At 71.4% G+C, this 24,388-nt stretch carries 26 protein-coding genes and 1 tRNA gene; 12 read left to right on the plus strand and 15 right to left on the minus strand.

Annotation, left to right across the window (positions count from 1 at the left end; genetic code table 11):
- Positions 1-64: 64 nt before the first annotated feature.
- The 5 genes from serB to glgC form a co-directional block, all read right to left on the minus strand.
- Entirely contained in the window at positions 65-1,267 is a 1,203-nt protein-coding gene (serB, locus tag LOY02_RS01545; protein ID WP_317180555.1) for a phosphoserine phosphatase SerB, read from the minus strand.
- Positions 1,268-1,390: 123 nt separating this feature from the next.
- Entirely contained in the window at positions 1,391-2,251 is an 861-nt protein-coding gene (locus LOY02_RS01550) for an LLM class F420-dependent oxidoreductase (protein ID WP_317180556.1), read from the minus strand.
- Positions 2,252-2,344: 93 nt separating this feature from the next.
- Entirely contained in the window at positions 2,345-3,781 is a 1,437-nt protein-coding gene (locus LOY02_RS01555; protein ID WP_317180557.1) for an aminotransferase class I/II-fold pyridoxal phosphate-dependent enzyme, read from the minus strand.
- Positions 3,771-4,424: a class I SAM-dependent methyltransferase gene (locus tag LOY02_RS01560; protein WP_317180558.1), complete on the minus strand. Its 654-nt coding sequence runs from the start codon at positions 4,422-4,424 to the stop codon at positions 3,771-3,773. The genes LOY02_RS01555 and LOY02_RS01560 overlap by 11 nt, the downstream gene beginning before the upstream one ends.
- A gap of 4 nt (positions 4,425-4,428) precedes the next feature.
- A complete protein-coding gene (gene glgC / locus LOY02_RS01565; RefSeq protein WP_317180559.1) occupies positions 4,429-5,688 on the minus strand; it encodes a glucose-1-phosphate adenylyltransferase in 1,260 nt (419 codons plus the stop codon).
- Positions 5,689-5,778: 90 nt separating this feature from the next.
- Here glgC and glgA point away from each other — a divergent pair, with 90 nt between their 5' ends.
- Positions 5,779-6,984, plus strand: a complete 1,206-nt coding sequence (gene glgA, locus LOY02_RS01570) for a glycogen synthase (protein ID WP_317180560.1) — start codon at positions 5,779-5,781, stop codon at positions 6,982-6,984.
- Positions 6,985-7,126: 142 nt separating this feature from the next.
- Positions 7,127-7,744 (plus strand): DUF4126 domain-containing protein, encoded by a 618-nt coding sequence (locus LOY02_RS01575; RefSeq protein WP_317180561.1) that lies wholly within the window; start codon positions 7,127-7,129, stop codon positions 7,742-7,744.
- Between the two features lie 79 nt (positions 7,745-7,823).
- On the opposite strand, the gene LOY02_RS01580 is transcribed toward LOY02_RS01575, so the two are convergent.
- Both LOY02_RS01580 and LOY02_RS01585 read right to left on the minus strand, forming a co-directional pair.
- The gene (locus LOY02_RS01580; protein ID WP_317180562.1) at positions 7,824-8,555 is read right to left on the minus strand and encodes a PIG-L deacetylase family protein; all 732 of its coding nucleotides are present in this window, start codon (positions 8,553-8,555) and stop codon (positions 7,824-7,826) included.
- 41 nt (positions 8,556-8,596) lie between these two features.
- Positions 8,597-9,361: a hypothetical protein gene (locus tag LOY02_RS01585; protein WP_317180563.1), complete on the minus strand. Its 765-nt coding sequence runs from the start codon at positions 9,359-9,361 to the stop codon at positions 8,597-8,599.
- Positions 9,362-9,449: 88 nt separating this feature from the next.
- Between LOY02_RS01585 and LOY02_RS01590 the strand changes: the two genes are divergently transcribed.
- From LOY02_RS01590 to LOY02_RS01610, 5 genes are all read left to right on the plus strand, one after another.
- Positions 9,450-10,235, plus strand: a complete 786-nt coding sequence (locus LOY02_RS01590; protein WP_317180564.1) for an ABC transporter ATP-binding protein — start codon at positions 9,450-9,452, stop codon at positions 10,233-10,235.
- A 119-nt stretch (positions 10,236-10,354) separates the two neighbouring features.
- Positions 10,355-10,801 carry an NfeD family protein gene (locus LOY02_RS01595; protein WP_317180565.1) on the plus strand — a complete coding sequence of 149 codons (447 nt, stop codon included), beginning with the start codon at positions 10,355-10,357 and terminating at the stop codon, positions 10,799-10,801.
- A 108-nt stretch (positions 10,802-10,909) separates the two neighbouring features.
- Entirely contained in the window at positions 10,910-12,133 is a 1,224-nt protein-coding gene (locus LOY02_RS01600) for an SPFH domain-containing protein (protein WP_317180566.1), read from the plus strand.
- A gap of 56 nt (positions 12,134-12,189) precedes the next feature.
- Positions 12,190-12,954 (plus strand): sulfite exporter TauE/SafE family protein, encoded by a 765-nt coding sequence (locus LOY02_RS01605; protein ID WP_317180567.1) that lies wholly within the window; start codon positions 12,190-12,192, stop codon positions 12,952-12,954.
- 85 nt (positions 12,955-13,039) lie between these two features.
- Positions 13,040-13,858, plus strand: coding sequence for an RNA methyltransferase (locus LOY02_RS01610; protein ID WP_317180568.1), 819 nt, complete (start codon positions 13,040-13,042; stop codon positions 13,856-13,858).
- A gap of 57 nt (positions 13,859-13,915) precedes the next feature.
- On the opposite strand, the gene LOY02_RS01615 is transcribed toward LOY02_RS01610, so the two are convergent.
- The 5 genes from LOY02_RS01615 to LOY02_RS01635 all read right to left on the minus strand — a co-directional run bounded on the left by LOY02_RS01615 (position 13,916) and on the right by LOY02_RS01635 (position 18,084).
- Positions 13,916-14,302 carry a DUF3037 domain-containing protein gene (locus LOY02_RS01615; protein WP_317180569.1) on the minus strand — a complete coding sequence of 129 codons (387 nt, stop codon included), beginning with the start codon at positions 14,300-14,302 and terminating at the stop codon, positions 13,916-13,918.
- Positions 14,299-15,066, minus strand: coding sequence for a HipA family kinase (locus LOY02_RS01620; protein ID WP_317180570.1), 768 nt, complete (start codon positions 15,064-15,066; stop codon positions 14,299-14,301). Before LOY02_RS01620 ends, LOY02_RS01615 begins: the two co-directional genes overlap by 4 nt.
- 74 nt (positions 15,067-15,140) lie before the next feature.
- Complete coding sequence (locus tag LOY02_RS01625; protein ID WP_317180571.1) at positions 15,141-16,439, minus strand: MFS transporter; 1,299 nt, start codon at positions 16,437-16,439, stop codon at positions 15,141-15,143.
- A gap of 63 nt (positions 16,440-16,502) precedes the next feature.
- On the minus strand, positions 16,503-17,327 hold the full coding sequence (locus LOY02_RS01630; protein WP_317180572.1) for an ABC transporter permease: 825 nt from the start codon (positions 17,325-17,327) through the stop codon (positions 16,503-16,505).
- Positions 17,284-18,084: an ABC transporter ATP-binding protein gene (locus LOY02_RS01635; RefSeq protein WP_317180573.1), complete on the minus strand. Its 801-nt coding sequence runs from the start codon at positions 18,082-18,084 to the stop codon at positions 17,284-17,286. The genes LOY02_RS01630 and LOY02_RS01635 overlap by 44 nt, the downstream gene beginning before the upstream one ends.
- A 293-nt stretch (positions 18,085-18,377) precedes the next feature.
- Here LOY02_RS01635 and LOY02_RS01640 point away from each other — a divergent pair, with 293 nt between their 5' ends.
- A complete protein-coding gene (locus LOY02_RS01640) occupies positions 18,378-18,830 on the plus strand; it encodes a hypothetical protein (protein ID WP_317180574.1) in 453 nt (150 codons plus the stop codon).
- 140 nt (positions 18,831-18,970) lie between these two features.
- On the opposite strand, the gene LOY02_RS01645 is transcribed toward LOY02_RS01640, so the two are convergent.
- Positions 18,971-19,057: transfer RNA gene (locus tag LOY02_RS01645), tRNA-Leu, on the minus strand.
- 131 nt (positions 19,058-19,188) lie between these two features.
- Here LOY02_RS01645 and LOY02_RS01650 point away from each other — a divergent pair.
- Complete coding sequence (locus LOY02_RS01650) at positions 19,189-20,562, plus strand: M20/M25/M40 family metallo-hydrolase (protein WP_317180575.1); 1,374 nt, start codon at positions 19,189-19,191, stop codon at positions 20,560-20,562.
- Positions 20,563-20,578: 16 nt separating this feature from the next.
- Here the strand turns inward: LOY02_RS01650 and LOY02_RS01655 are convergent, their stop codons facing one another.
- Complete coding sequence (locus LOY02_RS01655) at positions 20,579-20,776, minus strand: DUF5703 family protein (RefSeq protein WP_410505902.1); 198 nt, start codon at positions 20,774-20,776, stop codon at positions 20,579-20,581.
- A 126-nt stretch (positions 20,777-20,902) separates the two neighbouring features.
- Here LOY02_RS01655 and LOY02_RS01660 point away from each other — a divergent pair, with 126 nt between their 5' ends.
- Together LOY02_RS01660 and LOY02_RS01665 are read left to right on the plus strand one after the other, a co-directional pair.
- Positions 20,903-21,688, plus strand: coding sequence for an LppX_LprAFG lipoprotein (locus tag LOY02_RS01660; protein WP_317180577.1), 786 nt, complete (start codon positions 20,903-20,905; stop codon positions 21,686-21,688).
- A 123-nt stretch (positions 21,689-21,811) separates the two neighbouring features.
- Positions 21,812-22,213: a hypothetical protein gene (locus tag LOY02_RS01665; protein WP_317180578.1), complete on the plus strand. Its 402-nt coding sequence runs from the start codon at positions 21,812-21,814 to the stop codon at positions 22,211-22,213.
- 60 nt (positions 22,214-22,273) lie between these two features.
- On the opposite strand, the gene LOY02_RS01670 is transcribed toward LOY02_RS01665, so the two are convergent.
- Positions 22,274-23,215 (minus strand): aldo/keto reductase, encoded by a 942-nt coding sequence (locus LOY02_RS01670; protein WP_317180579.1) that lies wholly within the window; start codon positions 23,213-23,215, stop codon positions 22,274-22,276.
- Positions 23,216-23,319: 104 nt separating this feature from the next.
- On the opposite strand from LOY02_RS01670, the gene LOY02_RS01675 reads away from it, so the two are divergent.
- On the plus strand, positions 23,320-24,384 hold the full coding sequence (locus tag LOY02_RS01675) for an LLM class F420-dependent oxidoreductase (protein ID WP_317180580.1): 1,065 nt from the start codon (positions 23,320-23,322) through the stop codon (positions 24,382-24,384).
- The last annotated feature ends 4 nt before the right edge of the window (positions 24,385-24,388 follow it).

The following is a 24,388-nucleotide window of genomic DNA, read 5'->3' on the forward strand; positions in this document are numbered from 1 at the left end:
CAACCCACCCGCGCAACCCGTTCGATGGGATCGATCGAGCCCAGCGTCGATCGACCACATCGACTCAGCCCGTCACAGGCCCATCGCCCCGGTCGGCCTCCTCGATCTCCTCGCGCGTGATTCCGAGGAGGTAGAGCACCGAGTCGAGGTAGGGCACGTTGACGCTCGTGTGAGCCTGTTCGCGGACGAGCGGCTTGGCGTTGAAGGCCACTCCGAGTCCGGCGATGTGGAGCATGTCGAGGTCGTTCGCCCCGTCGCCGATCGCGACGGTCCGGCTCAGCGGAAGCCCCTCCAGCGCGGCGAACTCGCGCAGGGCGGCGGCCTTGCCGGCCCGGTCGAGCACGTCGCCGACGACGCGGCCGGTGAGGACGCCGTCCCGGATCTCGAGGCGGTTGGCCCGCGCGTGGTCGATTCCCAGCTCGGCGGCGAGGTCACCGACGATCTCGATGAAGCCGCCGCTGACGAGGCCGACCGTGAAGCCGAGGCGCTTGAGGGTGCGCACGAGAGTCCGGGCGCCGGGCGTGAGGACGATGTCGCGGCGCACCTCCGCGAGGACCGAGGCGGGGAGCCCCTCGAGGGTGGCGACGCGCGCCCGGAGCGACTGCTCGAAGTCGAGCTCGCCGGCCATCGCGCGCGCGGTGATCGCGGCGACCTCCTCCTCGCGACCGCAGTGGGCCGCGAGCATCTCGATGACCTCCTGCCGGATCAGGGTCGAGTCGACGTCGAGGACGACGAGGCGCCGTCCTCGACGGGCGAGGCCGCCGAGGGCCACGGAGATGTCGATTCCCGAGGACGCCGCGACGAGGGCGAGCTCCTTGCGGAGGGTCGGCACGTCGGCGCCACTGATGTCGAACTCGACCGTCGTGACCGGGTATCGGGAGAGCCTCCGGATCCGGTCGATGTTCGCCCCGTGGTCGGCGATCCGGGAGGTGACGAGCGCGACCGCGTCGGCCCGCAGCGGCGCGCCGAGGACGACGACGGCGGCCCTGCCGTGGCGCGGGCGAGCATTGTCGCCCGTGCCCTCGAGCACCGAGAGGGACAACCCCAGGCGGTGGGCCACCACTGCGGCCGCGTCGCGCAGCTGCTCAGCATGGTCGCCGGGCGAGAGGAGCAGAGCCAGGGTGAGGTGTCCGTGGAGCGCGACCTGCTGGATGTCGAGCACCTCGGCGCCGGTGCCACCGACGGCCCCGAGCATCGTGCTCGTGACGCCGGGCCGGTCCTCGCCGGTCACGGTGATGCTCAGGGTCCTGTCGTGCTCGCTCGTCACGCTCGAAAGGCTAGCCACCCGGGGTCGCCACGGCCGAACCGATCCGGCATGCGACCGGTCACACCCGCCCCGTCCCTGCGGTCAGCCGCGCGCCTGCGGGGGCAGCCGCGCACCTGCGAGCGGTCAGCTGCCGGTGGCGAGGTCCCGCCGGGCGTTCACCTCGTCGCGCCACTGGAGCAGGTCCCGGGCCCGTCCGAGGTCGGGGTCGACGGCGGACATGCTGGCCGTGAACAGCCGGGTGCCGATGTCGTGGAGCAGCTGCGCATTGCCGGGGTAGTCGGCACGCTGGTCGGGGTGGCGTCCGGGGACGAAGGCGACCCCGGCCGCGCGCTCGATCTCGAGCGGGTCGCGGCCGCGTCGGGCGCACCAGTCGTCCAGCACCCGGTGCTTGTGGGCGATGACGTGCTGGTCGCCGAAACCATGCCAGATCGTCGCGTGCTCGGCGGCGATCCGGAGCGTCTTCCGCTCGCCACCCCCGCCGATGAGGATCGGGATCTCGCGCGTCGGAGGCGGGTTGAGCCGGGTCCAGCGGTCGCGGATGACCGGCAGGTCGCGAGCGAGGTCGTCGAGCCGGCTCCCGGCGGTGCCGAAGTCGTAGCCGTACTCGTCGTAGTCCCGCTGGGTCCACCCCGCACCGATCCCGAGGACGAGCCGGCCGCCGCTCAGGTGATCGACGGTGCGAGCCATGTCTGCGAGAAGGTTGGGGTTGCGGTACGAGTTGCTCGTGACGAGCGCGCCGATCTCGACCCTCTCGGTCGCCTCCGCCCAGGCGCCGAGGATGGTCCAGCACTCGTAGTGCCTCCCGTCCAGGTCGCCACTCAGCGGGAAGAAGTGGTCCCAGGTGAAGAGGAGATCGGCTCCGAGCTCCTCGAGGGTGGCCACCGTGCGCCGGATCTCCGCGATCGAGGCGTGCTGGGGCGGCACCGTGAAGCCGACCCGGGCCGGCCGCGGGTCAGCCGCACTGAGGGGTGCCGTCTCGCTCATCGTTCCTCCCTGGTCCGGGGCGTCGTCCAGGTGCATCCTCCCGGCCCCCGGCTCAGAAGGGCCAGCCCAATTCGCAGGCGGGACAGCAGCCGCTCACGGGGTCGCGCGCGTCACGGGGAGCACTCGCAGGGTGGCCAGGCTCGCGTCGGCGGCATAGGCGACCCGTGTCCCGTGCGACAGCGCAGACCGCAGCGACTCGATCGCCGTGGCCGTGACCAGCTCACCCGGGGCAAGCACGGGGATCCCCGGCGGGTAGGGGGCGATGAGCTCGGCGCAGGTCCGGCCGACCGCCTCGTCGGCACGGACGGTCTCGTGCGGTCCGAGGAACGCGGTTCTCGGGCTGGTGACCGTGACGGGCTCGACGCTCCAGGCGAGCGCCGGAACGATCGCCCTCGGACGGTCGCGGTGCGACTCGATCGCGCGGGTGAGGGCCGCGACGAGGCGTTCGACGTCGTCGTCACGGTCGGCGAGCGTGACGATGGCCACCACGGTGTCGCGGTCGGCGAGCTCCACGGGCAGCCCGAGTGCGAGCAGGTCGCGTTCGACGGCCACCCCGTCGGCTCCCGTCCCGGGCAGGACGAGCGTGAGCTTCGCCGGGTCGACGTCTGGACCGTCGAGGACGACGAGGCCCGGCACCGCGCGCAGCCGCTCGCGGGCACGCGCCACGCGGTCGACGAGCTCGCCGAGCAGGCTGACGCCGTCGCGGGCGAGCAGGGCGCGTGCGGCGTCCGTGCTCGCCAGGATCGCGCCGGCGGGGCTCGTCGTGTGGGTCGCCTCCACCGCGGCGTCGAGGCGCGCCGGGTCGATCCGATCGGTCCGGGCGAGCAGGTAGGCGGCCTGCGACCACGCCGGGAGCGTCTTGTGCGCCGACGTCACGAGGGCGTCCGCACCGAGGCTGATCGCATGCCGAGGGAGCTGGGGGTGGAAGCCGAAGTGCGCCGCCCAGGCCGCGTCCACCACCAGGGGTCGGTCGTGGTCGTGGGCCACCGCCGCGATGCCCGCCACGTCGTCCAGGGTGCCGACGTAGGAGGGGCTGCCGATGAGGACCGCCACGGCGTCGGGTGCGCGACGGAAACCGTCCTCGACGGCGGCCGGGGTGACTCCCAGGGGCAGACCGGTGCGCTCGTCGACCTCGGGGAGCAACCACACCGGCTCGAGTCCGGCGAGGACGAGACCGAGCAGGACCGAGCGGTGCAGGGTGCGGCCCACGAGCACCCGGTCCCCGTCCTGCCCGATGGCCAGGGCGACCGCCTGGTTGGCGTGGGTGGAGCCCCCGACGGAGAAGCGACAGACGTCAGCCCCCCACAGGGCAGCAGCCCGGGCCTCGGCGTCGGCGAGCAGCCCCCCGGAGAGCCTCATCGTGTCGAGGCCCGCATACAGCGGCACGTCGCCGGCCACGATGTCACCGACGAGGTCGTGCCGGTGCTTGTGACCGGGGATCGTGAACGCGGTCGGCATCCTCTCGTGGAAGCGCAGCCAGGCATCGAGCAGCGGCGCGTCCCCGCGCAGACCTCGCGGGTCAGTCGGCACGGTGCTCGCTCCCGGGCAGGGACGCGTCGCGCCGGGGGGTCGCGACGACCCGGATCCAGTCCCAGGGCGTGCCTTCGGTGACGTCGAGCGTGACGACGTCGAAGCCACAGTCGGTGACGACGGCTCGGAGTGGGCCCGGTTGCCAGTACTGGAAGAACCGCGGCACCCCGAGCTTGTGCGAGCTCCACTCGAAGCCGTCCCCGACCTTCACGCTGAAGGCGAGCAAGCCGCCCGGGGCCAGAGCCGTCCGCAGCTTCGCGAGGACCCGTCTGAGCTCGCCGGGCCGGAAGTGCAGGAAGACCGCGTCGGCCAGCACAGCGGCATACGGGCCCTCGATGTCGTCCGTGAGGACGTTGAGGACGTCGGCGGCGTGGCCCTCGGCACGCTGCATCTCGACGAAGGCGAGTGTGGCATCCGTGCGGTGCACCCGACGGCCCCGAGCCTCGAGGGCGTCGGCCTCCCGGCCATGAGCGCTGCCGACCTCCAGGATCCTTCCCGGCGGCGCGTCCTTCGCCAGACGCTCGAGCCAGGGGTGCTCGGGGAGGTCCCCGGTCTGCTCGCGGTATCGGTGCGCCTGCTGCTCATAGGCAGCGAGCGTCCGTGCGTTCCAGTCGTCCTCGTCCCAAGGGGAGGTGGCGGTCACCCGCTCATCGTGTCACGGTCTGGCCCTTGCCGACGACGACGATCCCGGTCTCGGTGACGTGGAGGCCCCGGGCCGCATCGTGCTCGTGGTCGAGGCCGATCTGGCACCCTTCGGGGATGACGACGCCCTTGTCGATGATCGCGCGCCGGATCTGGGCGTGGCGCTGCACCTCGACGTTGTCGAGGACCACGGAGCCCTGGACGCTGGCATACGAGTGGACGTGGACGAGGGGCGAGAGCACGGACGCATAGATGTGGGCGCCCGAGACGACGACGCCGGGGGAGACGGCGGAGTTGAGCGCCTCGCCAATGCGGTCACCGCTGCCGTGGACGAACTTGGCCGGAGGGTAGGGCGCGTGCTGGGTGTAGATCGGCCATTCGTAGTTGTAGAGGTTGAAGATCGGGTGGATCGACACGAGGTCCATGTGGGCGTCGTAGTACGACTCGATCGTTCCCACGTCGCGCCAGTAGCCGCGGTCCCGGTCGGTGGCGCCCGGGACCGGGTTGTCCTTGAAGTCGTACACCGCGGCCTCCCCGCGGTCGACGAAGTCGGGGACGATGTCGCCCCCCATGTCGTGCTTGCTGCCCTCGCGGTCGCGGTCGCGGCTCACCGCGTCGATGAGCGCTGCTGTCGTGAACACGTAGTTGCCCATCGAGGCAAGGATCTCCGTAGGGCTGTCCGGCAGTCCCTTGGTGTCCTTCGGCTTCTCCAGGAAGGCAGCGATGCGCGTCGGGTCGGAGTCGTCCACCTCGATGACGCCGAACTGGTCCGCGAGCGAGATCGGCTGCCGGATGGCGGCGACGGTGACGCCCGCGCCGGAATCGATGTGCTGCTCCACCATGTGACTGAAGTCCATGCGATAGACGTGGTCGGCGCCGACCACGATGACGATCTCGGGCTTCTCGTCGTGGATGAGGTTGAGGCTCTGGTAGATGGCGTCCGCACTGCCGAGGTACCAGTTCTTGTCGACCCGCTGCTGCGCGGGCACCGTCGTCACGTAGTTGCCGAGCAGGGTGGACATGCGCCACGTCTTGGTCACGTGGGCATCGAGGCTGTGCGACTTGTACTGCGTCAGCACGACGACCTTGAGGTAGCCGGAGTTGACGACGTTGGACAGGGCGAGGTCGATGAGACGGTAGATGCCGGCGAAGGGCACCGCTGGCTTGGCCCGGTCGGCGGTGAGGGGCATGAGGCGTTTCCCCTCCCCGCCGGCGAGCACGATGGCGAGGACTTTCGGACCTGAGGACGGGCTGCGTCGCGCCATGACCTCACCCTAGGCGGCGAGACCGCGCAGAGGGAGGACTCGCCCATTTCAGGGCGTGGGTCACACCTGCCCGAAGGCTAGGCTCGAGAGGTGCGCGTCGACATCCTGAGCAAGGAGTACCCGCCGGCCATCTACGGAGGCGCCGGGGTGCACGTGGCGGAGCTGGTGCGCGCCCTGCGTTCCCGGGGCGACATCGACGTGCAGGTGCGGTGCTTCGGCGCCCCGCGGGACGAGGCGGGCACGACCGCCTACGCCGACCTGCCCGACCTCGCTGACGCGAACGCCGCGATCCGGACGCTCGGCGTCGACCTGGCGATGGCGAGCGACTGCGCCGGCGCCGACCTCGTGCACTCGCACACGTGGTACGCCAACCTGGCCGGCCACCTCGGCTCGCTCCTCGGAGGGATGCCGCACGTCGTCACCGCCCACTCGTTGGAGCCGATGCGACCCTGGAAGGCCGAGCAGCTCGGTGGCGGCTACCGCGTCTCGTCGTGGGCCGAGCGCACCGCCTACGAGGCGGCAGCGGCGGTCATCGCGGTGAGTGCCGGCATGCGCGAGGACATCCTCCGCAGCTATCCGTCGCTCGACCCGGCCCGGGTCCAGGTCGTGCACAACGGGATCGACTCGCAGCAGTGGCGGGCCGACCGCTCCGCGGAGGCGCGCGCCGTGGTCGAGGGCCACGGGGTCGACCCGAACCGCCCGTCCGTCGTCTTCGTGGGCCGGATCACCCGTCAGAAGGGTTTGCCCTACCTGCTCCGGGCCTGCGCCGAGCTCCCGCCTGACGTGCAGCTCGTCCTGTGCGCCGGCGCTCCCGACACCCCCGAGATCATGGCGGAGGTCGAAGGTCTCATGGAGGGCCTGCGAGCCGAGCGCGGCGCGGGCGTCGTCTGGATCCCGGACATGCTGCCGCGCTCCGAGGTCATCGCCCTGCTCTCGCACGGGACGGTCTTCGCCTGCCCCTCGGTGTACGAACCGCTCGGCATCGTCAACCTCGAGGCGATGGCCTGCGAGCTGCCCGTCGTCGCCACCGCGACCGGTGGCATCCCGGAAGTCGTCGTCGACGGGGAGACGGGGTGGCTCGTGCCGATCGACCAGGTCCAGGACGGCACCGGGACACCCGTCGACCCGGAGCGATTCGTCGCCGACCTCGCATCCGCCCTCACCGATGCCGTCTCGGACCCGGAGCGCGCCCGCACCTTCGGCGCCGCCGGTCGTCGTCGCGCCGTCGAGTCCTTCTCGTGGGCGACCATCGGCGACCGCACGCTCGCCGTCTACCGGGTCGCCCTCGCGAGCTGAACCCTGGCCGTATGCCGCTGGGCTCGCTCCCGCTGGTCCCGGTCCCGCGTGCCCGGAGCGCGCGGGTCTCGTCCCCCGATGCAGCCCACGGCTGCGGTAGACATGACCCAACGCGGTAACGGGTGCGTCACGGAGGTCACTGATGATCGAAGCCTTGACGGGGATGGGTCTGTCCGCCGCGGCCGGGCTCAACGCCTACATCCCCTTCCTCGTGGTGGCCCTCATCGCCCGGTTCACCGACGTCATCACCTTGCCGACGAGCCTGACGTGGATCGAGAGCGGCTGGGCCATCGGCATCGGCTCGGTCCTGCTACTCACCGAGGTCGTCCTCGACAAGATCCCCGCGGTCGACACGGTCAACGACGCAGTGCAGACGTTCATCCGCCCGAGCATGGGCGGCCTGATGTTCGCCGCGTCGTCCGCTGCCGAGGAGGTCGACCAGTCGTCGTGGATGGCCGAAAACCCCTGGGTCGGGGTCGTCCTCGGCGTCGTCGTCTCGGGGCTCGTGCACGCGGGCAAGTCCACCGCCCGGCCGGCCATCGACGCGGGCACCCTCGGCATGGGCACCCCGGTCGTGTCCACCGCGGAGGACACCGCTTCGGTGGGCCTGAGCCTCGCTGCGCTCCTCGCACCGATCCTCGCCCTCGTCGGGCTCGTCATCCTCGCGTTCGTCCTCGTCAGGCTCGTTCTCATGATGCGGCGCTGGCGCCGCCGGCGGCAGGGCGGCTCGAGCACCGGACGCGTGCCCGGCTACCCGTAGGCGCGGACCGTCCCGCGGCGCGGCCGGGCTGGACGACCGTGGGCGGCGCTGGGCGGCCCTGGGGGCTCCGGGGCAGTTCTCAGCCGATGAGCCGGCCCACGAGCGCGTGCTCGACACCGAGCGCCGCACCCGGGCCGCCGAGGATCTGCTGGAGCAGGTCCCGAGGCCTCGGGTAGTCCGGGCCGAGGGCCTCGAGGTAGCGGTCGTGAGCCGACAGCGACGCGACGGCCTCCTCGAAGTGGCCCGACACGTCCACGGCGTGGCTGGGCTCGAGGTCGGCAACGACGAACAGCTGCCTCGCCTGCCACGGCTCGAGCCCATCGTCGACGAGGCCCGGGAAGATCCACCGGTTGCCCGCATCGGCCCTGGCGTCGAGCGTGGCCAGGCCCACCGCGCGGTGATCGGCCTGGTTGACGAAGCCGCCGGGGAAGTAGGGAGCGAAGGTGGAGGTGACGACGAGGTCGGGCCTGCGGATCCGGATCTCCCGCGCGATCGCCCGACGCAGCGGGAGGCCGTACTCCACCACCCCGTCGCGGAATCCGTCGAGGAACTCGACGACCGTCACGCCGACCTCCTCGGCGCCGTCCCGCTCCTCCTGCTCGCGGACGGGCCCGGCTTCGTCGGGCGGCATCGTGTCGATGCCGGCCTCTCCTCGCGTCACCAGCAGGTAGGTCACGGTCTTGCCGGCCTTGACCCATTTGTCGACGGCTGCTGCCGTGCCGTACTCGAGGTCGTCGGGGTGTGCGGCGACGCACAGCACGCGGTCGAAGGTGGACTCGTCCAGGGTGGTGAGCTCGTGGTTCTCGGCCATGTCCCCACTATGCCGGGGAGGCCCACCCCGACGCCCGAAGATTAGGCCGGGCGCCACCCGGCGAGGCTCATCACGGCAACGTTCGTCGCATCCGCGAGGGCATCGTCGGCGTCGGCGCCGAGGGACCGGAGGAGCGACTCTCGCCGAGCGTTCGTGCCGACGTCGACCCCACCGGCACCGAGGGTCCTGACGCGCCACGCCCGGCCCGCGAGCAGGCCCGCCGTCGCGGCCAGCGACATGACCCGCACGGCCTTCGCAGGCGTGCCGTCGGGCAACCCCCACGAGCGTGTGTCGAGCGCGGACTCGGCCTCCGCCCGGGCCGAGGCGTCCCACGGCGTCCCGCCGACCGTCTCCAGGGCGTCCGTGTGCTCTCGCAGCCGGGTGACGAGGGTGCGCTCGACGTCGCGCAGGTCGATCATCTCGAGCCGGTGCCGGGGCACCGGCTGCGCGTCGTGCGCCGACCAGTCGACGCGCCATCCCGTGTCACCGTCGGGCCCGAACTCGGAGAGCACCGGGACGAGCAGCCCCCCGAGCGACGGGACGAAGACGCACTCACCCGCCTCGACAGCCAGCGCGGTGGCGGGGGCCCCGCTCAGCGGCATACGGCTGACGTCCCCAGGCCGGGGGAGCGCGACGAAGAGGGCCCGCTCGCCGAGGTCGCGCCACACCTCGAGGCGGCCGAGGTCGCCGGCAACGTGGTCGAGGTCGGGGAACGAGCGGGCCACGGCAGCTCGGAGCGGGAGGACGCCGTTCCACGCGGCGGTGACCCACAGGGCGAGGCGCACGGACGAGGGCAGCTCAGACATCAGGCGCCATCGTAGGCGCGCCCAGCCGGAAGGTGCGCCGCCGAGAGGCACCGCGGACCGCGGTGGGGCGTGGCATAGGGTCGGAACCATGAGCGATGTCCTCGCCTTCGCGGGCGTGTCCGTCCGACGGGGCAGCACCCTGCTCCTCGACGACGTCACGTGGGAGGTCGAGGAGGGAGAGCGCTGGGTCATCCTCGGTCCCAACGGGGCCGGCAAGACGACGCTCCTGCAGATCGCGGCCGCGCGTCTGCACCCGACGTCCGGCGTGGCCGGGGTCCTCGGTGAGGTGCTCGGTGCGGTCGATGTCTTCGAGCTCCGGCCGCGGATCGGGCTGTCGAGCTCGTCGATGGCCGACCGGATTCCCGGCGACGAGCTGGTGGGGAATGTTGTCGTCACGGCGTCCTACGGCATCATCGGCCGGTGGCGCGAGCACTACGACGACCTCGACTACGCGCGCGCGATGGAGCTGCTCCGGGCGCTCGGCGCCGAGCACCTCGCCGACCGGCTCTACGGCACGCTGAGCGAGGGCGAGCGCAAGCGCGTCCAGATCGCCCGGGCACTGATGACCGACCCGGAGCTCATGCTCCTCGACGAGCCCGCGGCGGGGCTCGACCTCGGTGGGCGTGAGGACCTCGTCCGGCGACTCGGCGAGCTGGCCGCCGACACCGAGGCGCCCGCGCTCGTCCTCGTCACCCACCACGTCGAGGAGATCCCGCCCTCCTTCACCGACGTGCTGCTGATCCGGGAGGGAAGGGTCGTCGCGGCGGGGCCCATCCCGATCACCCTGACCGAGGAGAACCTCTCCGAGACCTTCGGCATGCCCCTCGTCCTCGAGCGGCACGGCGAGCGGTGGTCGGCTCGGGCGAGGTCGTGACCGATCCGTTAGCCGGGCCGCCGATCTGGCTGTGGAACTGAGGCAGAATCGAAGACGTCACACCTGTGACGTAACGGGAGTCGCCCTCGCGGGCGATCCGGAGGAAGGTCGGGTGCAACGTGTTCGAGGGATACGCATGGATCGTCTGGCTCGGGGTGGCGCTCGTGCTCGTGGCCGTCGAGGCCGCCACCGTTGACTTCATGTTCCTCATGCTCGCCGGTGGGGCACTCGGTGGGTCGGCAGCGGCCGCCCTCGGGGCGCCCTTCCTCGTCCAGGCGGTCGTCGCGGCGCTGGTCGCGGTCGTGCTGCTCGTCACCGTCCGGCCCTGGCTCAAACGCCGCTTCACGGTCGAGCAGCACCAGCCGATGGGGGCGGAGGCAAATCTCGGCAGATCGGCCTATGTCCTCGACCGCGTGACGACGTCCAACGGCAGGGTCAAGCTGGCCGGGGAGACGTGGAGCGCGCGCACGACGGGCGACAGCATCGAGCCCGGTGAGGAGGTCGTCGTCGACGCCATCGAGGGCGCCACGGTCGTCGTCAGCCGGGCTCGCATCCTCGGCAGCTGAGGGCTGCGCCCCCTTCTCACACCAGCGTCACCGCGGGCCCGTGCCCGCACCCCAGCCCGCGCCACCCGCCAGGGAAGCGCGTTCACCCCAGAAGACAGGGAGTAGGTCGTGGACCCGGTACTCATCATCCCGCTGCTGATCATCGTCGTGGCGCTCATCATCGTGCTGCGCACGGTGCGGATCGTCCCGCAGCAGACCGCGCAGATCGTCGAACGCCTCGGCGGCTACAACAAGACACTGACGGCAGGGATCCACTTCCTCGTGCCCTTCGTCGACAAGGTGCGGGCCAACATCGACCTGCGCGAGCAGGTCGTCACCTTCCCGCCCCAGCCGGTGATCACCTCCGACAACCTCGTCGTCAGCATCGACACCGTCATCTACTACTCGGTGATCGACGCCAAGGCAGCCGTCTACGAGATCGCCAACTTCATCCAGGGCATCGAGCAGCTCACCGTGACGACGCTCCGTAACGTCATCGGCTCGCTCGACCTCGAGCAGACCCTCACCAGCCGTGACCAGATCAACGGGCAGCTGCGCGGCGTGCTCGACGAGGCGACCGGCAAGTGGGGCATCCGGGTCAACCGGGTCGAGCTCAAGGCGATCGACCCACCGCACTCCGTTCAGGACTCCATGGAGCAGCAGATGCGTGCCGAGCGCAACCGGCGCGCGGCCATCCTCACGGCGGAGGGCGTCAAGCAGTCCGCCATCCTCACGGCCGAGGGTGAGAAGCAGAGCCAGATCCTCCGTGCCGAGGGCTCCGCACAGGCGCGCATCCTCGAGGCACAGGGCCAGGCGCGGGCCATCCAACAGGTCTTCGCGGCGATCCACCGCGGCAAGCCGACGCAGAAGCTGCTCGCCTACCAGTACCTCCAGGTCCTCCCACAGCTCGCCCGGGGAGACTCCAACAAGATGTGGATCGTCCCCTCGGAGCTGACGGACGCGCTCCGTGGGATCGGCGGCGCCCTGGGCTCCACCAACCCTCGGCCCGGCTTCGGCGAGGACGAGGACTGGGTCGAGCCCGGGACGCCCGACGACGACGCGTTCGCCGAGACCGTCCTGGAGGACCCGGCCAAGGCCCTCGCCGAGGCCCGGGGTCAGGCCGCACAGGCCAGCGCCGAGTCGACCGAGCACGCGGCGCCCGTGGGCCGGCAGCAGCCACCCATCCAGCGGCCCGCCGACGAGGTGCCCCCCGCGGCGCCCATGCCCTCGGCTGCCCCCATCGCGCCACCCGCCTCGGCAGGGGCGCCGGACCCGGCGCCGCCCGCTGCTCCGCCCAGCATCCCTGACGCGACCGACCTGCCCGAGGGGGAGGACCTGCCGCCCACGCGTTGACCGGTCCACCGACGTGTGCCGTGCGACGCCCGGCCACCCTCGCCTAGGGTGGCCGGGTGTCGTTCTGGTCCGCCGTAGCCGTCGCGCTGGCCGGTACCGGCGCCGGGATGATCAACACCATCGTCGGTTCCGGGACGCTCATCACCTTCCCGACCCTGCTCTTCTTCGGTGTCACCCCCCTCGCGGCCAACGTGTCCAACACCGTGGGACTCGTCGCCGGCGGGGCGACAGGGGCCTGGGGCTACCGTCACGAGCTGACCGGACAGGCTCCTGCCCTGCGCCGGCTCATGCCCCTGTCCTTCCTCGGGGCGGTCATGGGGGCGGTCCTGCTCCTCGTGCTGCCGCCGAGCGCCTTCAACGCGATCGTGCCCGCCCTCATCGGCCTTGCCCTCGTGCTCGTCGTCCTCGGGCCACGGGTCCAGGCCTGGGCCGCCAGGGACCGCCACGAGCAGCCGGCCTGGCACGGGCCGGCGATGGGCGTGGGCGTCCTCGTCGCGGGGATGTACGGCGGGTACTTCGGAGCCGCCCAAGGTGTGCTGCTCATGGGCCTGTTCAGCGCGCTCAGCGCCGAGCCGCTCCAGCGCCTCAACGGCTACAAGAACGTGCTGGCCCTGATCGTCAACGCCGTCGCCGCCCTCCTCTTCGTCGTCTTCGCCCGACATCACATCGACTGGCTCGTCGTCGCGCTCATCGCGGTCGGCAGCTTTGCCGGCGGGGTCATCGGAGCGCACGTGGGTCGCCGGATCCCGCCCCCGGCGCTCCGGGTGCTCATCGTCGCCATCGGCGTCGTCGCCATCGTCAAGCTCATCTGGTTCCCCTGACGACCAGAGCTGACCATCGGGCGCTGGCCATCGAGTGCGGTCGATCGAGCGCCGAGGGCGAGCGAGGGCCCTCTACCCTTGGCCGGTGCCCATCCTCATCACCGACCACTCCGACCCGCGGCTCGAGGACTACGTCTCGCTCACCGACGTCGCCCTGAGGCGGCGGACCGAGCCGGAGCGCGGTCTCTACATCGCCGAGAGCGAGAAGGTGATCCGACGGGCGCTCGCGGCGGGGCACCGGCCGCGGTCACTGCTCATGGCTCGGCGGTGGCTCACGGACCTGGCCGACATCGTCGCCGACGCCGAGGCGCGAGGCGTTCCGGTGTTCGTGGGGGAGCATGACGTCATCGAGCGTCTGACCGGCTTCCACCTGCACCGGGGGGCGCTGGCCTCGATGCACCGTCCGGCCCTGCCCGACGTCGCGTCCCTCCTCGCCGACGCCCGGCGCGTCATGGTGCTCGAGGACATCGTCGACCACACCAACGTCGGCGCGATCTTCCGGTCCGCGGCCGCCCTCGGGGTCGACGCCGTGCTCGTCACACCGCGGTGTGCCGACCCGCTTTACCGGCGATCCATCCGCGTCTCGATGGGGACGGTGTTCCAGGTGCCGTGGACGCGGATCGATCCCTGGCCCGAGGGGATCGACACGCTGCGCGCCCTGGGGTTCACCGTCGCGGCGCTGGCCCTCTCCGACGACGCCGTGACGCTGGATGACTTCGCGGCCGAGCCCCCCGAGCGCGTCGCCGTGGTGCTCGGCACGGAGGGCGACGGCCTCGGTGCCCGGACCGTCGCAGCCGCAGACCTGGCGGTCCGCATCCCGATGGCCGGTGGCGTGGACTCGCTCAACGTGGCGGCCGCGTCGGCGGTGGCCATGTGGGCGCTCCGCGTCGGGGGTCAGGACTGAACCACGGTCGGTCACGTCACGTGGGCACGTCCGGGCGCTGGCTGCGCCAACCCCGGGTCAGGCGCGGTCGACGCGGACGAGGCGCGCGAGCAGCCGTTCGAGCTCGGCCGCTGGATCGTCCGTCAGCCCACCGTGGACCGGCCCCGGTTGGACGACCGTCGAGCGCGGGGCGATGATCCAGCCGAAGCGCTGCCCCCGCTTGTCGAAGGTGGGCAGGCCCCGCCCGGTCTCGCCTCGGCAGACGGCTCGGACCCGCTCGAGCATCCCGCGCACGCCGTCGAGGTCGCACGACGGTGCGAACGCGCCGACCCTGGCCTCGTCGAGCTCCCACGCCGCTTCGAGGAAGTCGGCATCCTGGCAGTAGAGCACGACACCCACATTGAGGAACTCATCGCGGTCCACACGGGGCACGAGCCGGAGGACGACGTACTGGTAGGCCTTCATGCCGCAGCCCTCCCCGGCACCCACGCGCTGCTCTCGAGGCGGGCCAGCAGGAGCGCGCGGTAGGCGGCGCGCACGGCGCCGACGTCGCCGAGGTGTGGACTCGTCTCGAGCCACTCGTCGGGCACGTCGTCGAGGGCCGCGTCGATCACCGGTGCGGTCATCAGCGCGCGCAGCTCGTCGTGCCGGGCCGCGACGTCCCCGGCGACGTCGCGCAGCACGTGCCGGCTCGCATCGAACGCCTGCGCGGCGAAGCGCTCGGCCGACGGGGCCTTGGTGGGCCACGCGTGGTGGAAGTACAGCGCGGCACCGTGGTCGATGGCATAGGTCTGCCCATGCCAGACCAGGAGATTGGGGTTGGCCCAGGTCCGGTCGACGTTGGCCGAGAAGGCATCGAGCCACACGATGCGCTCGGCGAGGTCTCGGGACGGGGGCTGCGAGCCGTCGTAGCCGAGCGAGCCCGGCAGGAAGTCGACCCCGAGGTTGGTCCCCACCGAGGCCCGGAGGAGATCCTGGACCTCCTCGTCGGCCTCGTACTTCGCGATCCGCTCGTCGAGGGCGACGACGGCGAGATCCGGCACCGGGACGCCGACGGCGCGGGCCAGCCCGGCAACGATGACCTCGGCCACGAGCACCTTCAGCCCCTGGCCCGCGCCACGGAACTTCATCACGTAGGTGCCGAGGTCGCTCGCCTCGACGATCCCGGGGAGCGAGCCCCCTTCCTTGAGGGGGGTGACGTAACGGGTAGCCGTGACCTGGGGCAGCACCGGGCCAGCCTAACGGGGCCGGGTGCGGGACCCTGCTCGAGGCTGGCTGGCGGGCCGGTGTCCGGGAGCCGCTCTCACTCGCCGCCCACGGGGCCGGGCGTCAGCGGCGCCCGCTCGTCGTGGGCGGACACCCGACGCCACGCCATCGGCAGGGTCGTGGCAAGCACCCCGAAGACGATGGCGACGGCGAAGAAGGACCACGTCACTGCCCCGTCGGCCGGCAACGTCCACGCCGCCAGGGTGGCCGCGGCCACGAGGCCGGAGTTGTACATCATGTCCTGCAGCGAGAAGGTGCGGCCCAGCAGGGCATCGGGCACGTGTGCCTGGAGCAGGCTGTCGATGCTGATCTTGACGGTCTGGGCGGCGAAGCTGACGACGAAGTTCGTCGCCGACACCGCCCAGGGGTCGAGCCAGGGCGCCAGGACCAGCGTCGCCACCATGGACACGGCGAGCATGCGGGAGGCGAAGGGCACCGGGTGCCAGCGCGGGGCGAGCCACGGCGTGACGAAGGCCGCCACACCGAAGCCGGCTGCCGCGGCAGCTGCGGCGAAGCCGAAGCCGAGGACGTCCCCGACCTCCTGGTCCGGACGGGCGAACGGCCCCCGGAACAGCAGGAGGGTCTGCAGCAGGACGAAGCCGAAGGGCAGTCGTGAGATGAACACCAGCCCGAGCAGCAGTCGGGCCCGGCGCGGCAGGGTCCGGGCGGCGTCGGCCAGACCGCGGACCACCGCCGAGAGCACCTCGAGGGGACGTGGACCCCGGCCACGGGCATCAGGCCCGACGAACGGGAGCCGCTTCGCGGCCCAGGCCGCCGAGAGGACCCCCAGCACGGCCACGAGCACCACGGTCGAGTCATTGCCGAGCGCACTGATGACCCCGCCCACGATCCCACCGAGGAAGTACGAGACGGAACCGCAGGTCGGCCCGACGGCGTTGCCGCTGACGAGGTGCTCCCTGGCCACGACATGGGGCAGGGCCGCCGAGAAGCCGGCCAGGACGAACCGGTTCACCGAGAAGACGACGAGCACGACGACGAAGAAGCCGAGACCCGTGGACCCGGCGAGGATGAGCGCAGACACCGCGAGCATGACCGCTGCCCGGACGAGCTGGCTGACGACGAGGACCCTCCGGCGTGGCCAGCGGTCGAGCAGGGTGCCGGCGAAGGGCCCCAGGACGCTGTAGGGCAGGAGCACGACGGCGAAGGCGGCCGAGATCACCTTGGGGTCGGCGTTCTGCTCCGGGTTGAACAGGACATGGCTCGCCAACGCGACCTGGAAGACGCCGTCACTGCCCTGCGACGTGATCCTCGCCAGGAACAGGCGCCGGAAGCCGTCGAGCCGCAGCAGCATCACCAGCGCGCGCAGGAACGTCACGGCGCCAGCGTAGGCGCCCCGGATGGCGTCACGCGTCGGCTGCGCGCCGCGCGGCCCCCGGGGTCATCGGGCCAGTCGCCCGATGAGGGACCCCGCCACGACAATCGCGAGCAGCGCGCTCGCCGAGAGGACGCCCAGATCGAGCCAGTAGTTCGTCGGTGTGCCAAGGAGCAGCCCGCGCAGAGCCGAGACCTCGTAGCTGAGGGGGTTGACCCGGCTGATCACCTGGAGCCACGTGGGCATGACATCAATGGGGTACAGGGCGTTGGAGGCGAAGAAGAGCGGCATGGTGATGGCCTGGCCAATGCCCATGAGGCGTTCCCGCTGGAGCACGATGCCCGCGATGCACAGCGAGAGACACGCGAAGAAGGCGGCACCCAGCATGACGACGAGAACCACCCCGAGGAGCCGGAGGGGATGGTAGAGCAGACCAACGCCCATGGCCGCGGCGACCACGACGATGATCGCTGCCTGGACGACGGAACGCACGCCGGCCGCGAACGCCTTGCCTGCGACGAGGGCACTTCGCGGCGTGGGCGTGACGAGGAGCTTCGCGAGCACCCCGGCATCGCGTTCCCAGATGATCTGGATGCCGTAGAAGATGGAGACGAAGAGCGCGGACTGGGCGATGACGCCGGGGGCAAGGAAGTCGAGGTAGGGCACCCCGCCGGTCGGCAGGGCCCGCATCCGGCTGAACGTCGTGCCGAACACCACGAGCCAGAGAACCGGTTGGACGGCGCGGGTGACGAGCTCGCCCCGGTCGTGGCGCAGCTTCTGCAGCTCGACCAGGGAGAAGGTGGCGATGCGCGAGGCCAGCCTCGACAGCCCCTCCCGATGGGGTTGGTCAGCCCAGACGTCGAGCACCTCGACGCGCCGCGGGTCGGACATCGTTGGTTCCCTCCTTCTGCGCGAGCGCCGCCCCTGTGTAGTGCCGGAAGACGTCCTCGAGGGAGCTTCCCGGGCCCCAGCCGCGCTTGAGATCCGACGGGGTGCCGATGGCCTGGAGCCGACCGACGTGCATGAGCCCGACCCGGTCGCAGAGGGTGTCGGCCTCTTCCATGTAATGGGTCGTGAGCAGGACGGTCGTGCCGAGGTCGTGCTGCATCTGCAGGACCCGTTGCCAGATGCTGTCGCGAGCGACGGGGTCGAGGCCAAGGGTCGGCTCGTCGAGCACGAGCAGCGCCGGCCGGTTCACGAGGGCCTGGGCCAGCTCGAGCCGCCTCAGCATCCCACCGGAGTAGGTGGATGCACGGCGATGCGCCTCGCTCTGGAGGTCGACCATGGCGAGCGCCTCGTCCACCCGGGCCCGCAGCTCGCGGCGCGGAACGTCGTAGAGCCGGGCGAACCACTCGACGTTCTCCCTGCCCGTGAGCGCTGTCTCGATGGACAGCTGCTGGGGGACGTAGCCGAGCACCCTGCGCACCGCCATCGGCTCGCTGCGCACCGAGCGTCCGAAGACGGCGATCTCCCCCTTCTGGACGGGCAGCAGCGTGTTGAGCAGTCGGATCGTCGTGGTCTTGCCGGCCCCGTTGGGCCCGAGCAGGCCGAAGGACTCGCCGCGCGCGACGCTCAGCGTGAGGTCGGCGACGACGACCCGCTCCCCGAAGCGGTGGGTCAGCCCGCTGATCTCGATCGCGTCAGTCATCAGCCCCATTCTGTCCGTGGCCCGCGGCGGCGACCAGCACATCGGTGATCTCGCCCGGGCGCGTGAACAGGTCGTGGTGCGATCCCGGCGTCTCGGCGACGACGGCGTATGCCGCTCGGCCGGCCGAACGCGGCCACCAACCTGAGCCACCAGAGCGGTGCGGAGGCGTCGCGTCCGGGAACGGTCGGCCACCTCGTCCAAGCCCGCAGCGGCAGGGCCCTGCTGCCCGCCTCTCCGAGGAGGATGCTCTGGTTGCGGGTACGGCCCGCTTGACAGGAGCCCGCGGTCAGCGCGTGGCTCACCGCGTCGTCCCGCCCGGAGGTCACGCCGACACACCCCTGCTCTCGACCGCAGTCCCGCAAGTCTTCGTCGAGGGCCTGCCAGAGGAGGAGGACGGAGACATCGGCCCGCGGGCCGCCGAACGGGTCCTCGAGCTGGCAGGGGCCGCGGATGCCGTCCTGCTCGGCCCCGGGATCATGCGGCCCGATGCCGCGACCGCGCTCCTCGAGGAGGTGGTGCCCCATCTGGACACGGCCGTGCTCATCGACGCCCTGGGGATGGCCTGCCTCACGGGCCGTCTCGACGGCGTCCGGCCCGGCGACACCAGGGCGGGGGCGGTCGTCGGCCTGCTCGCCCGCGGTGCCAGCCCGGAGCAGGCGGCCGTCTGGGGCGCGTTCCTGCACGGACGAGCCGGTGAGCGGCTGACGGCGGCCGCGTCGGTTCCTCGCACGCAAGCTCGTCCGTGAGCAGCCGGCGGCGCTCGCCGAGATCGAGGTCTGAGGTGGCCGGCCTGCCCGCCTCGACCCGACGGACGGAACCTCGCGACGGGCCGCCTGTGCGCCGTGGATGCGTCAGGCCCCGTGTCCCGAGGGACACAGGGCCTGGCTGGTGTCGAGGGGGGGACTTGAACCCCCACGCCCGTTAAGGGCACTAGCACCTCAAGCTAGCGCGTCTGCCATTCCGCCACCCCGACAAGGTGATGAGCAAGGGCCCGACGTTTCCGAGGGAATCCCTTGCGGCGAGGTGAAACGGTAGCACGGGCCCCCGGCAAAAGACCAAACCGCGCGGGGGCTCCCGGCGAGCCCAGCGGCATACGCTGACGCCATGACGTCGCACGCCGCCAAGGACACCTCCAGGCCCGCCCCAGCCCCGTCAGACGCGCCCACCGGCCGGCCCACCGCGCAGGACGAGGTGACCCGGATCTGCCGGGACCTCATCCGCATCGACTCGTCCAACTACGGGGACGACAGCGGTCCGGGGGAGCGCGCCGCGGCGGAGTATGTCATGGCCGAGCTCGCCGAGGTCGGGCTCGAGGCCGAGCTGCTCGAGAGCAGGCCGGGTCGCGCCACGGTCGTGCTGCGCATCGAGGGACGCGAGCCCGACCGTCCCGGCCTCGCCGTCCACGGGCACCTCGACGTCGTGCCGGCCAACGCCGCCGACTGGCAGGTCGACCCCTTCGCCGCCGAGGAGCGCGACGGGTGCGTCTGGGGACGTGGCGCCGTCGACATGAAGGACATGGACGCGATGATCCTCGCCAACCTGCGCGAGTTCGCCCGCACCGGCACACGGCCGGCGCGGACGACGACGTTCGTGTTCTTCGCCGACGAGGAAGCGGGGGGAGTGCACGGCAGCCATTGGCTCGTCGACCATCATCCGGGCTGGTTCGAGGGCGTCACCGACGCCGTCAGCGAGGTCGGTGGCTACAGCATCACGGTTCCCACCCCCACCGGGGAGCAGCGGGCCTACCTGCTCCAGACCGCCGAGAAGGGCATCGTCTGGCTGCGCCTGCACGCGCACGGCCGCGCGGGCCACGGATCCGTCCCCAACGAGGAGAACGCGATCGTCCGGCTCGCCGGCGCCATCGGGCGCATCGCCGCACACGAGTGGCCCCGCGAGTACATCGCCTCTGTCAAGCAGCTGCTCGACGGCGTCAGCGGGCTGACGCAGATCCCGTATGCCGCTGGGCTCGACCCGCTCCTCGGTGTCCTCGGCGGCGCGCAGGGCTTCGTGCGCGCGACCCTCCAGGACACGGCCAACGTCACCATGCTCGACGCGGGCTACAAGCACAACGTCATTCCCCAGACAGCCTCGGCCGCCGTCGACTGCCGCTTCCTGCCCGGTCACGAGGAGGCGCTGCTGGCGACGATCCGCGAGCTCGCCGGCGAGCACGTCGAGGTCGAGGTCGTCCACCGGGACATCGCCCTCGAGGCACCGTGGGACGGCGACCTCGTCGAGGCGATGAAGCAGTCGCTGCTGCGTGCGGACCCCGGCGCCGCGGTGCTGCCCTACTGCCTCTCGGGAGGCACCGACAACAAGGCGTTGGCCGGCCTCGGGATCCGGGGATACGGCTTCGCGCCCCTGCGGCTGCCCGCCGACCTCGACTTCGCCCCGATGTTCCACGGCATCGACGAGCGGGTGCCGGTCGAGTCGCTCCGCTTCGGGGCCCGGGTGCTCGGCGACTTCCTCCGGACCTGCTGAGCGCGGGGCCCGATTCTCACGCGGTGCGCTGGACGCGCATGATCTTGCGTCTGAGCCACATGCGGTGGACCCCACCCTCGTATCGGACCGAGCGGACCAGCTCCCACCGGCCGTACTCGGCGTGCTCACGCACCGCCTGACGTGCGGCGGCCTTCGGGGTGTGCCGGTCGAACGTCAGGACGCGGTACTCGTACCTGTAGTCAGGGTCGGTCATCGCCGACATTGTGACATCCCCGCGATCTCGGATCACGGAGGCGTGAGGTACCGTCACACGGTCCGGTCCAGGGGATCGGGGGGAAGGCCCGTTCGCGGGCATCGAACGGCCCAGGAGGGCATCTACATGTTGAAGAGGACCCGCCGCATCGCGGCAGCCGCCTTCGTCCTGCCCGTCGCGCTCCTCGCGGCGTGCGGCACGACCGAGGCACCCGCACCGACCACGAACCAGACGTCCGGCGCCGCATCGCCGACGTCGTCCGAACCGGAGGCCACCGGACACGGCGACAAGGCGTCGTTCATCGACGCACTCAAGGCCGGAAGCGCCCAGCTCACCACCGCCCACGTGGAGATGGTCATGGACGCCGACGGCGAGACCATCACGATGTCGGGAGACACGAAGGTCGACCCGAAGAATCCCGCCATGCAGATGTCCATGGACATGGGTCCCGACATGACCCTGGACATGATCCTCGTCGACAACGTCCTCTACCTCCAGGGCGTGCCGGGCCTCGACGCGGACAAGTGGGCCAAGATGGAGGTCACCGGTGAGATGGCCAAGGAGTTCGAGAAGTCACTCCAGCAGGCCGATCCCGCGAAGATGGCCGAGACGTACGAGAAGGCCGTCACCGACGTCAAGTACGTCGGCGAGGAGGACGTCGATGGTGAGAGCCTCCAGCACTACGAGGTGACGATGGACACCAAGGAGCTCGGCGACACCCTGCCCGACGACGCCGCGAAGCTACCCGACACCCTGACGTACAACATGTGGCTGGACGACGAGGACCGCATCCGCCAGGTGGTCTACTCCGTCGCCGGCATCGAGGCCGAGATGACCATGAGCAAGTACGGTGAGCCCGTGGACATCACGGCCCCACCCGCCTCGGACATCGTCGAGCTGCCGACGTCGTGACGACCCCACTGCTCTAGCGCCGGATGACACGGCCCGCGAACGTTGCCCGCGTTTGCGGGCCGTTCCCGTTTTGGAGTGCACCAATCGGTGTCATCGCCCGCGTGGGTCCACTACGGTCAAGTCATGACCGTGGAGCCCCGTGCCGCCCTGGAGCGGCTCATCACCGCTCTCGAACGCCACTACGAGGCGGCGGGGTCGACCAAGGACCCCGACCACCCGCTCGTCATCGCAGCCGCCCAGGACCTGGCCGAGGCGTTCGACGACTACGACGAGGCGCTCTTCGACGCCACCGAGGTCGCCACGCCCCTCGCGGTCTACGGCGATGACTTCGACGGCCACGAGGACGAGGACGAGGACGACGGCGTCTACACGGGTCTCGACCCCGACGAGTACGACGACGATGCCGACGACGACGAGGACGAGGACGAGGACCTCGACGACGGGGACGACCTCGACTTCGATGACGACGACGAGGACGAGGACGACGAGGACGACGAGGACGATGGCGTGAAGTCCGAGGTCTGACGCGCTCGGCCCGCACTCCTGCCCTGGCGGCGACCAGCGGTCAGGATCCGCTGCGGGGACTCATGGCCGCGCGGACACGTCGTCAAGGGCCTCGACGATCTCCGGCGGCAGGGTGAGCTCGAGGCTGGACAGTGCCGTCCGCAGCTGCGCGCCAGTGCGGGCACCGACGATCGGTGCGGTGACGCCGGGCTGGTCCCGGACCCAGGCCAGGGCCACCTCGCCGGGCGTGACCCCGAGGCCGCGAGCCGCCATGACGACCGCCTCCGCGACCTGCACGTTGTGCTCGTCGAGGAACCGTTGCGCGAAGTCGGGGAAGTGCGGCGAGGTGGCCCTCGAGCCCGCGGGCACCCCTGCCCGGTACTTGCCGGTGAGGACGCCGCGGCCCAGGGGCGACCAGGCCAGGACCCCGAAGCCCAGCGCCTCGGCGGCCGGCAGGACCTCCCGCTCCGGCTCCCTGGCCACGAGGGAGTACTGTATCTCGTTGGCCACCAATGGAATCCGTGCCTGCTCCAGCAGGCTCAGCGCCCGCGTGACCTGCCATCCCGAGTAGTTGGAGACACCCACGTAGCGGGCCCGCCCCGAGGCGACCGCCCACTCGAGAGCCGACAGCGTCTCGGCCAGGGGAACGTCGTCGGACCAGGTGTGCACCAGCCACAGGTCGACGTGGTCGGTGCGGAGGCGCTGCAGCGACGTGTCGAGCTGGTGCATCAGGGCACGCCTCGAGACATCCACCCGCCGCTCGTCGGCCACCCGGTGGATGCCGGACTTGGTGCAGATCACGACCTCATCGCGGGAGACGACCTGGTCGAGCATCTCGCCGAGCCAGGACTCCGCGTCGCCGCCCCCGTAGCCGTAGGCGGTGTCGATGACCTGGCATCCGGCATCGAGGAAGGCTCGGACGTGGTCCTTGGCCTCGTGCCGGTCGACCGAGTTGCCCCACGTCATCGTCCCGAGGGCGAGCGGAGCGATACTGAGGCCCGACGAGCCGAGACGCCTGTGCATGACCACGCACGCTAGTCCCTCGGGAGAGGCCCGCGGGCCCCCGGCACGCCGGAGGAGCCGTCGGTCACGCAGGGGCGTGCCTGACGTGCCGATAGCCTCGCCCCATGCGACTGGGAGTGAACCTCGGCTACTGGGAACGCAGCGCGGCGGCGCACGACATGGTGGCCATTGCACAGGAGGCCGACCGGCTCGGCTACGACAGCGTCTGGGTCGCCGAGGCCTATGGTTCGGACGCACCCTCCATGCTCGCGTGGATCGGGGCACTCACCGAGCGGATCCACCTCGGCTCCGCCGTCATGCAGATCCCGGCCCGGACCCCGGCGATGACCGGGATGACGGCGGCCACCCTCGACACGATGTCCGGGGGTCGCTTCCGCCTCGGCCTCGGTGTGTCCGGGCCGCAGGTCAGCGAGGGCTGGCACGGCGTCCGGTTCACCAGCCCGCTCGGGCGGACGCGCGACTACGTCGAGATCGTCCGTTCGGTCCTCCGACGGGACCGGGTGACCCATGCCGGACCGCACTACGAGCTGCCGCTGCCGGACGGACCCGGCAAGGCGCTCAAGCTGGGCTCGCACCCGCTCCGCGACGAGGTCCCGGTGTATCTCGCCGCCGTCGGCCCCCGCAACCTCGCCCTCACCGGTGAGGTCGCGGACGGCTGGCTGGCCATCTTCCTCAGCCCCGAGCACGCCCGCGAGCAGATCGACGTCATCTCCGCGGCTCGCCGGGCCGCGGGTCGCGGAAGCGGGGACGACCCCATGGCGGGATTCGACGTCGTGTCCGCGACGCCGGTCGTGCTCGTCGACGACGTCCGCGACGCAGCAGACCACCTCCGGCCGTACTGCGCGCTCTACATCGGCGGCATGGGGTCTCGGGAGCAGAACTTCTACAACCGCCTCGCCTCCCGGATGGGTTTCGAGAAGGAGGCCGCCACGATCCAGGACCTCTACCTCGCCGGTCGACACCGCGAGGCTGCCGCGGCGGTGCCGCTCGAGTTCATCGACGAGACGGCGCTGCTCGGCTCGCCACGGCGGGTGGTCCAGCGACTGCGCCGCTACGAGGACGTGGGTGTGACGACGCTGGCGGTGGCCACCGGAGGGCGGATGACCCGCGACCAGGCGACGGCCACCCTCGCGGTGCTCGCCGAGCTCATGCCGGACCGGGTGCGGTGACCTG

Source organism: Intrasporangium sp., assembly GCF_032907665.1.
In the GTDB taxonomy this organism is placed as follows: Bacteria; Actinomycetota; Actinomycetes; order Actinomycetales; family Dermatophilaceae; genus Intrasporangium.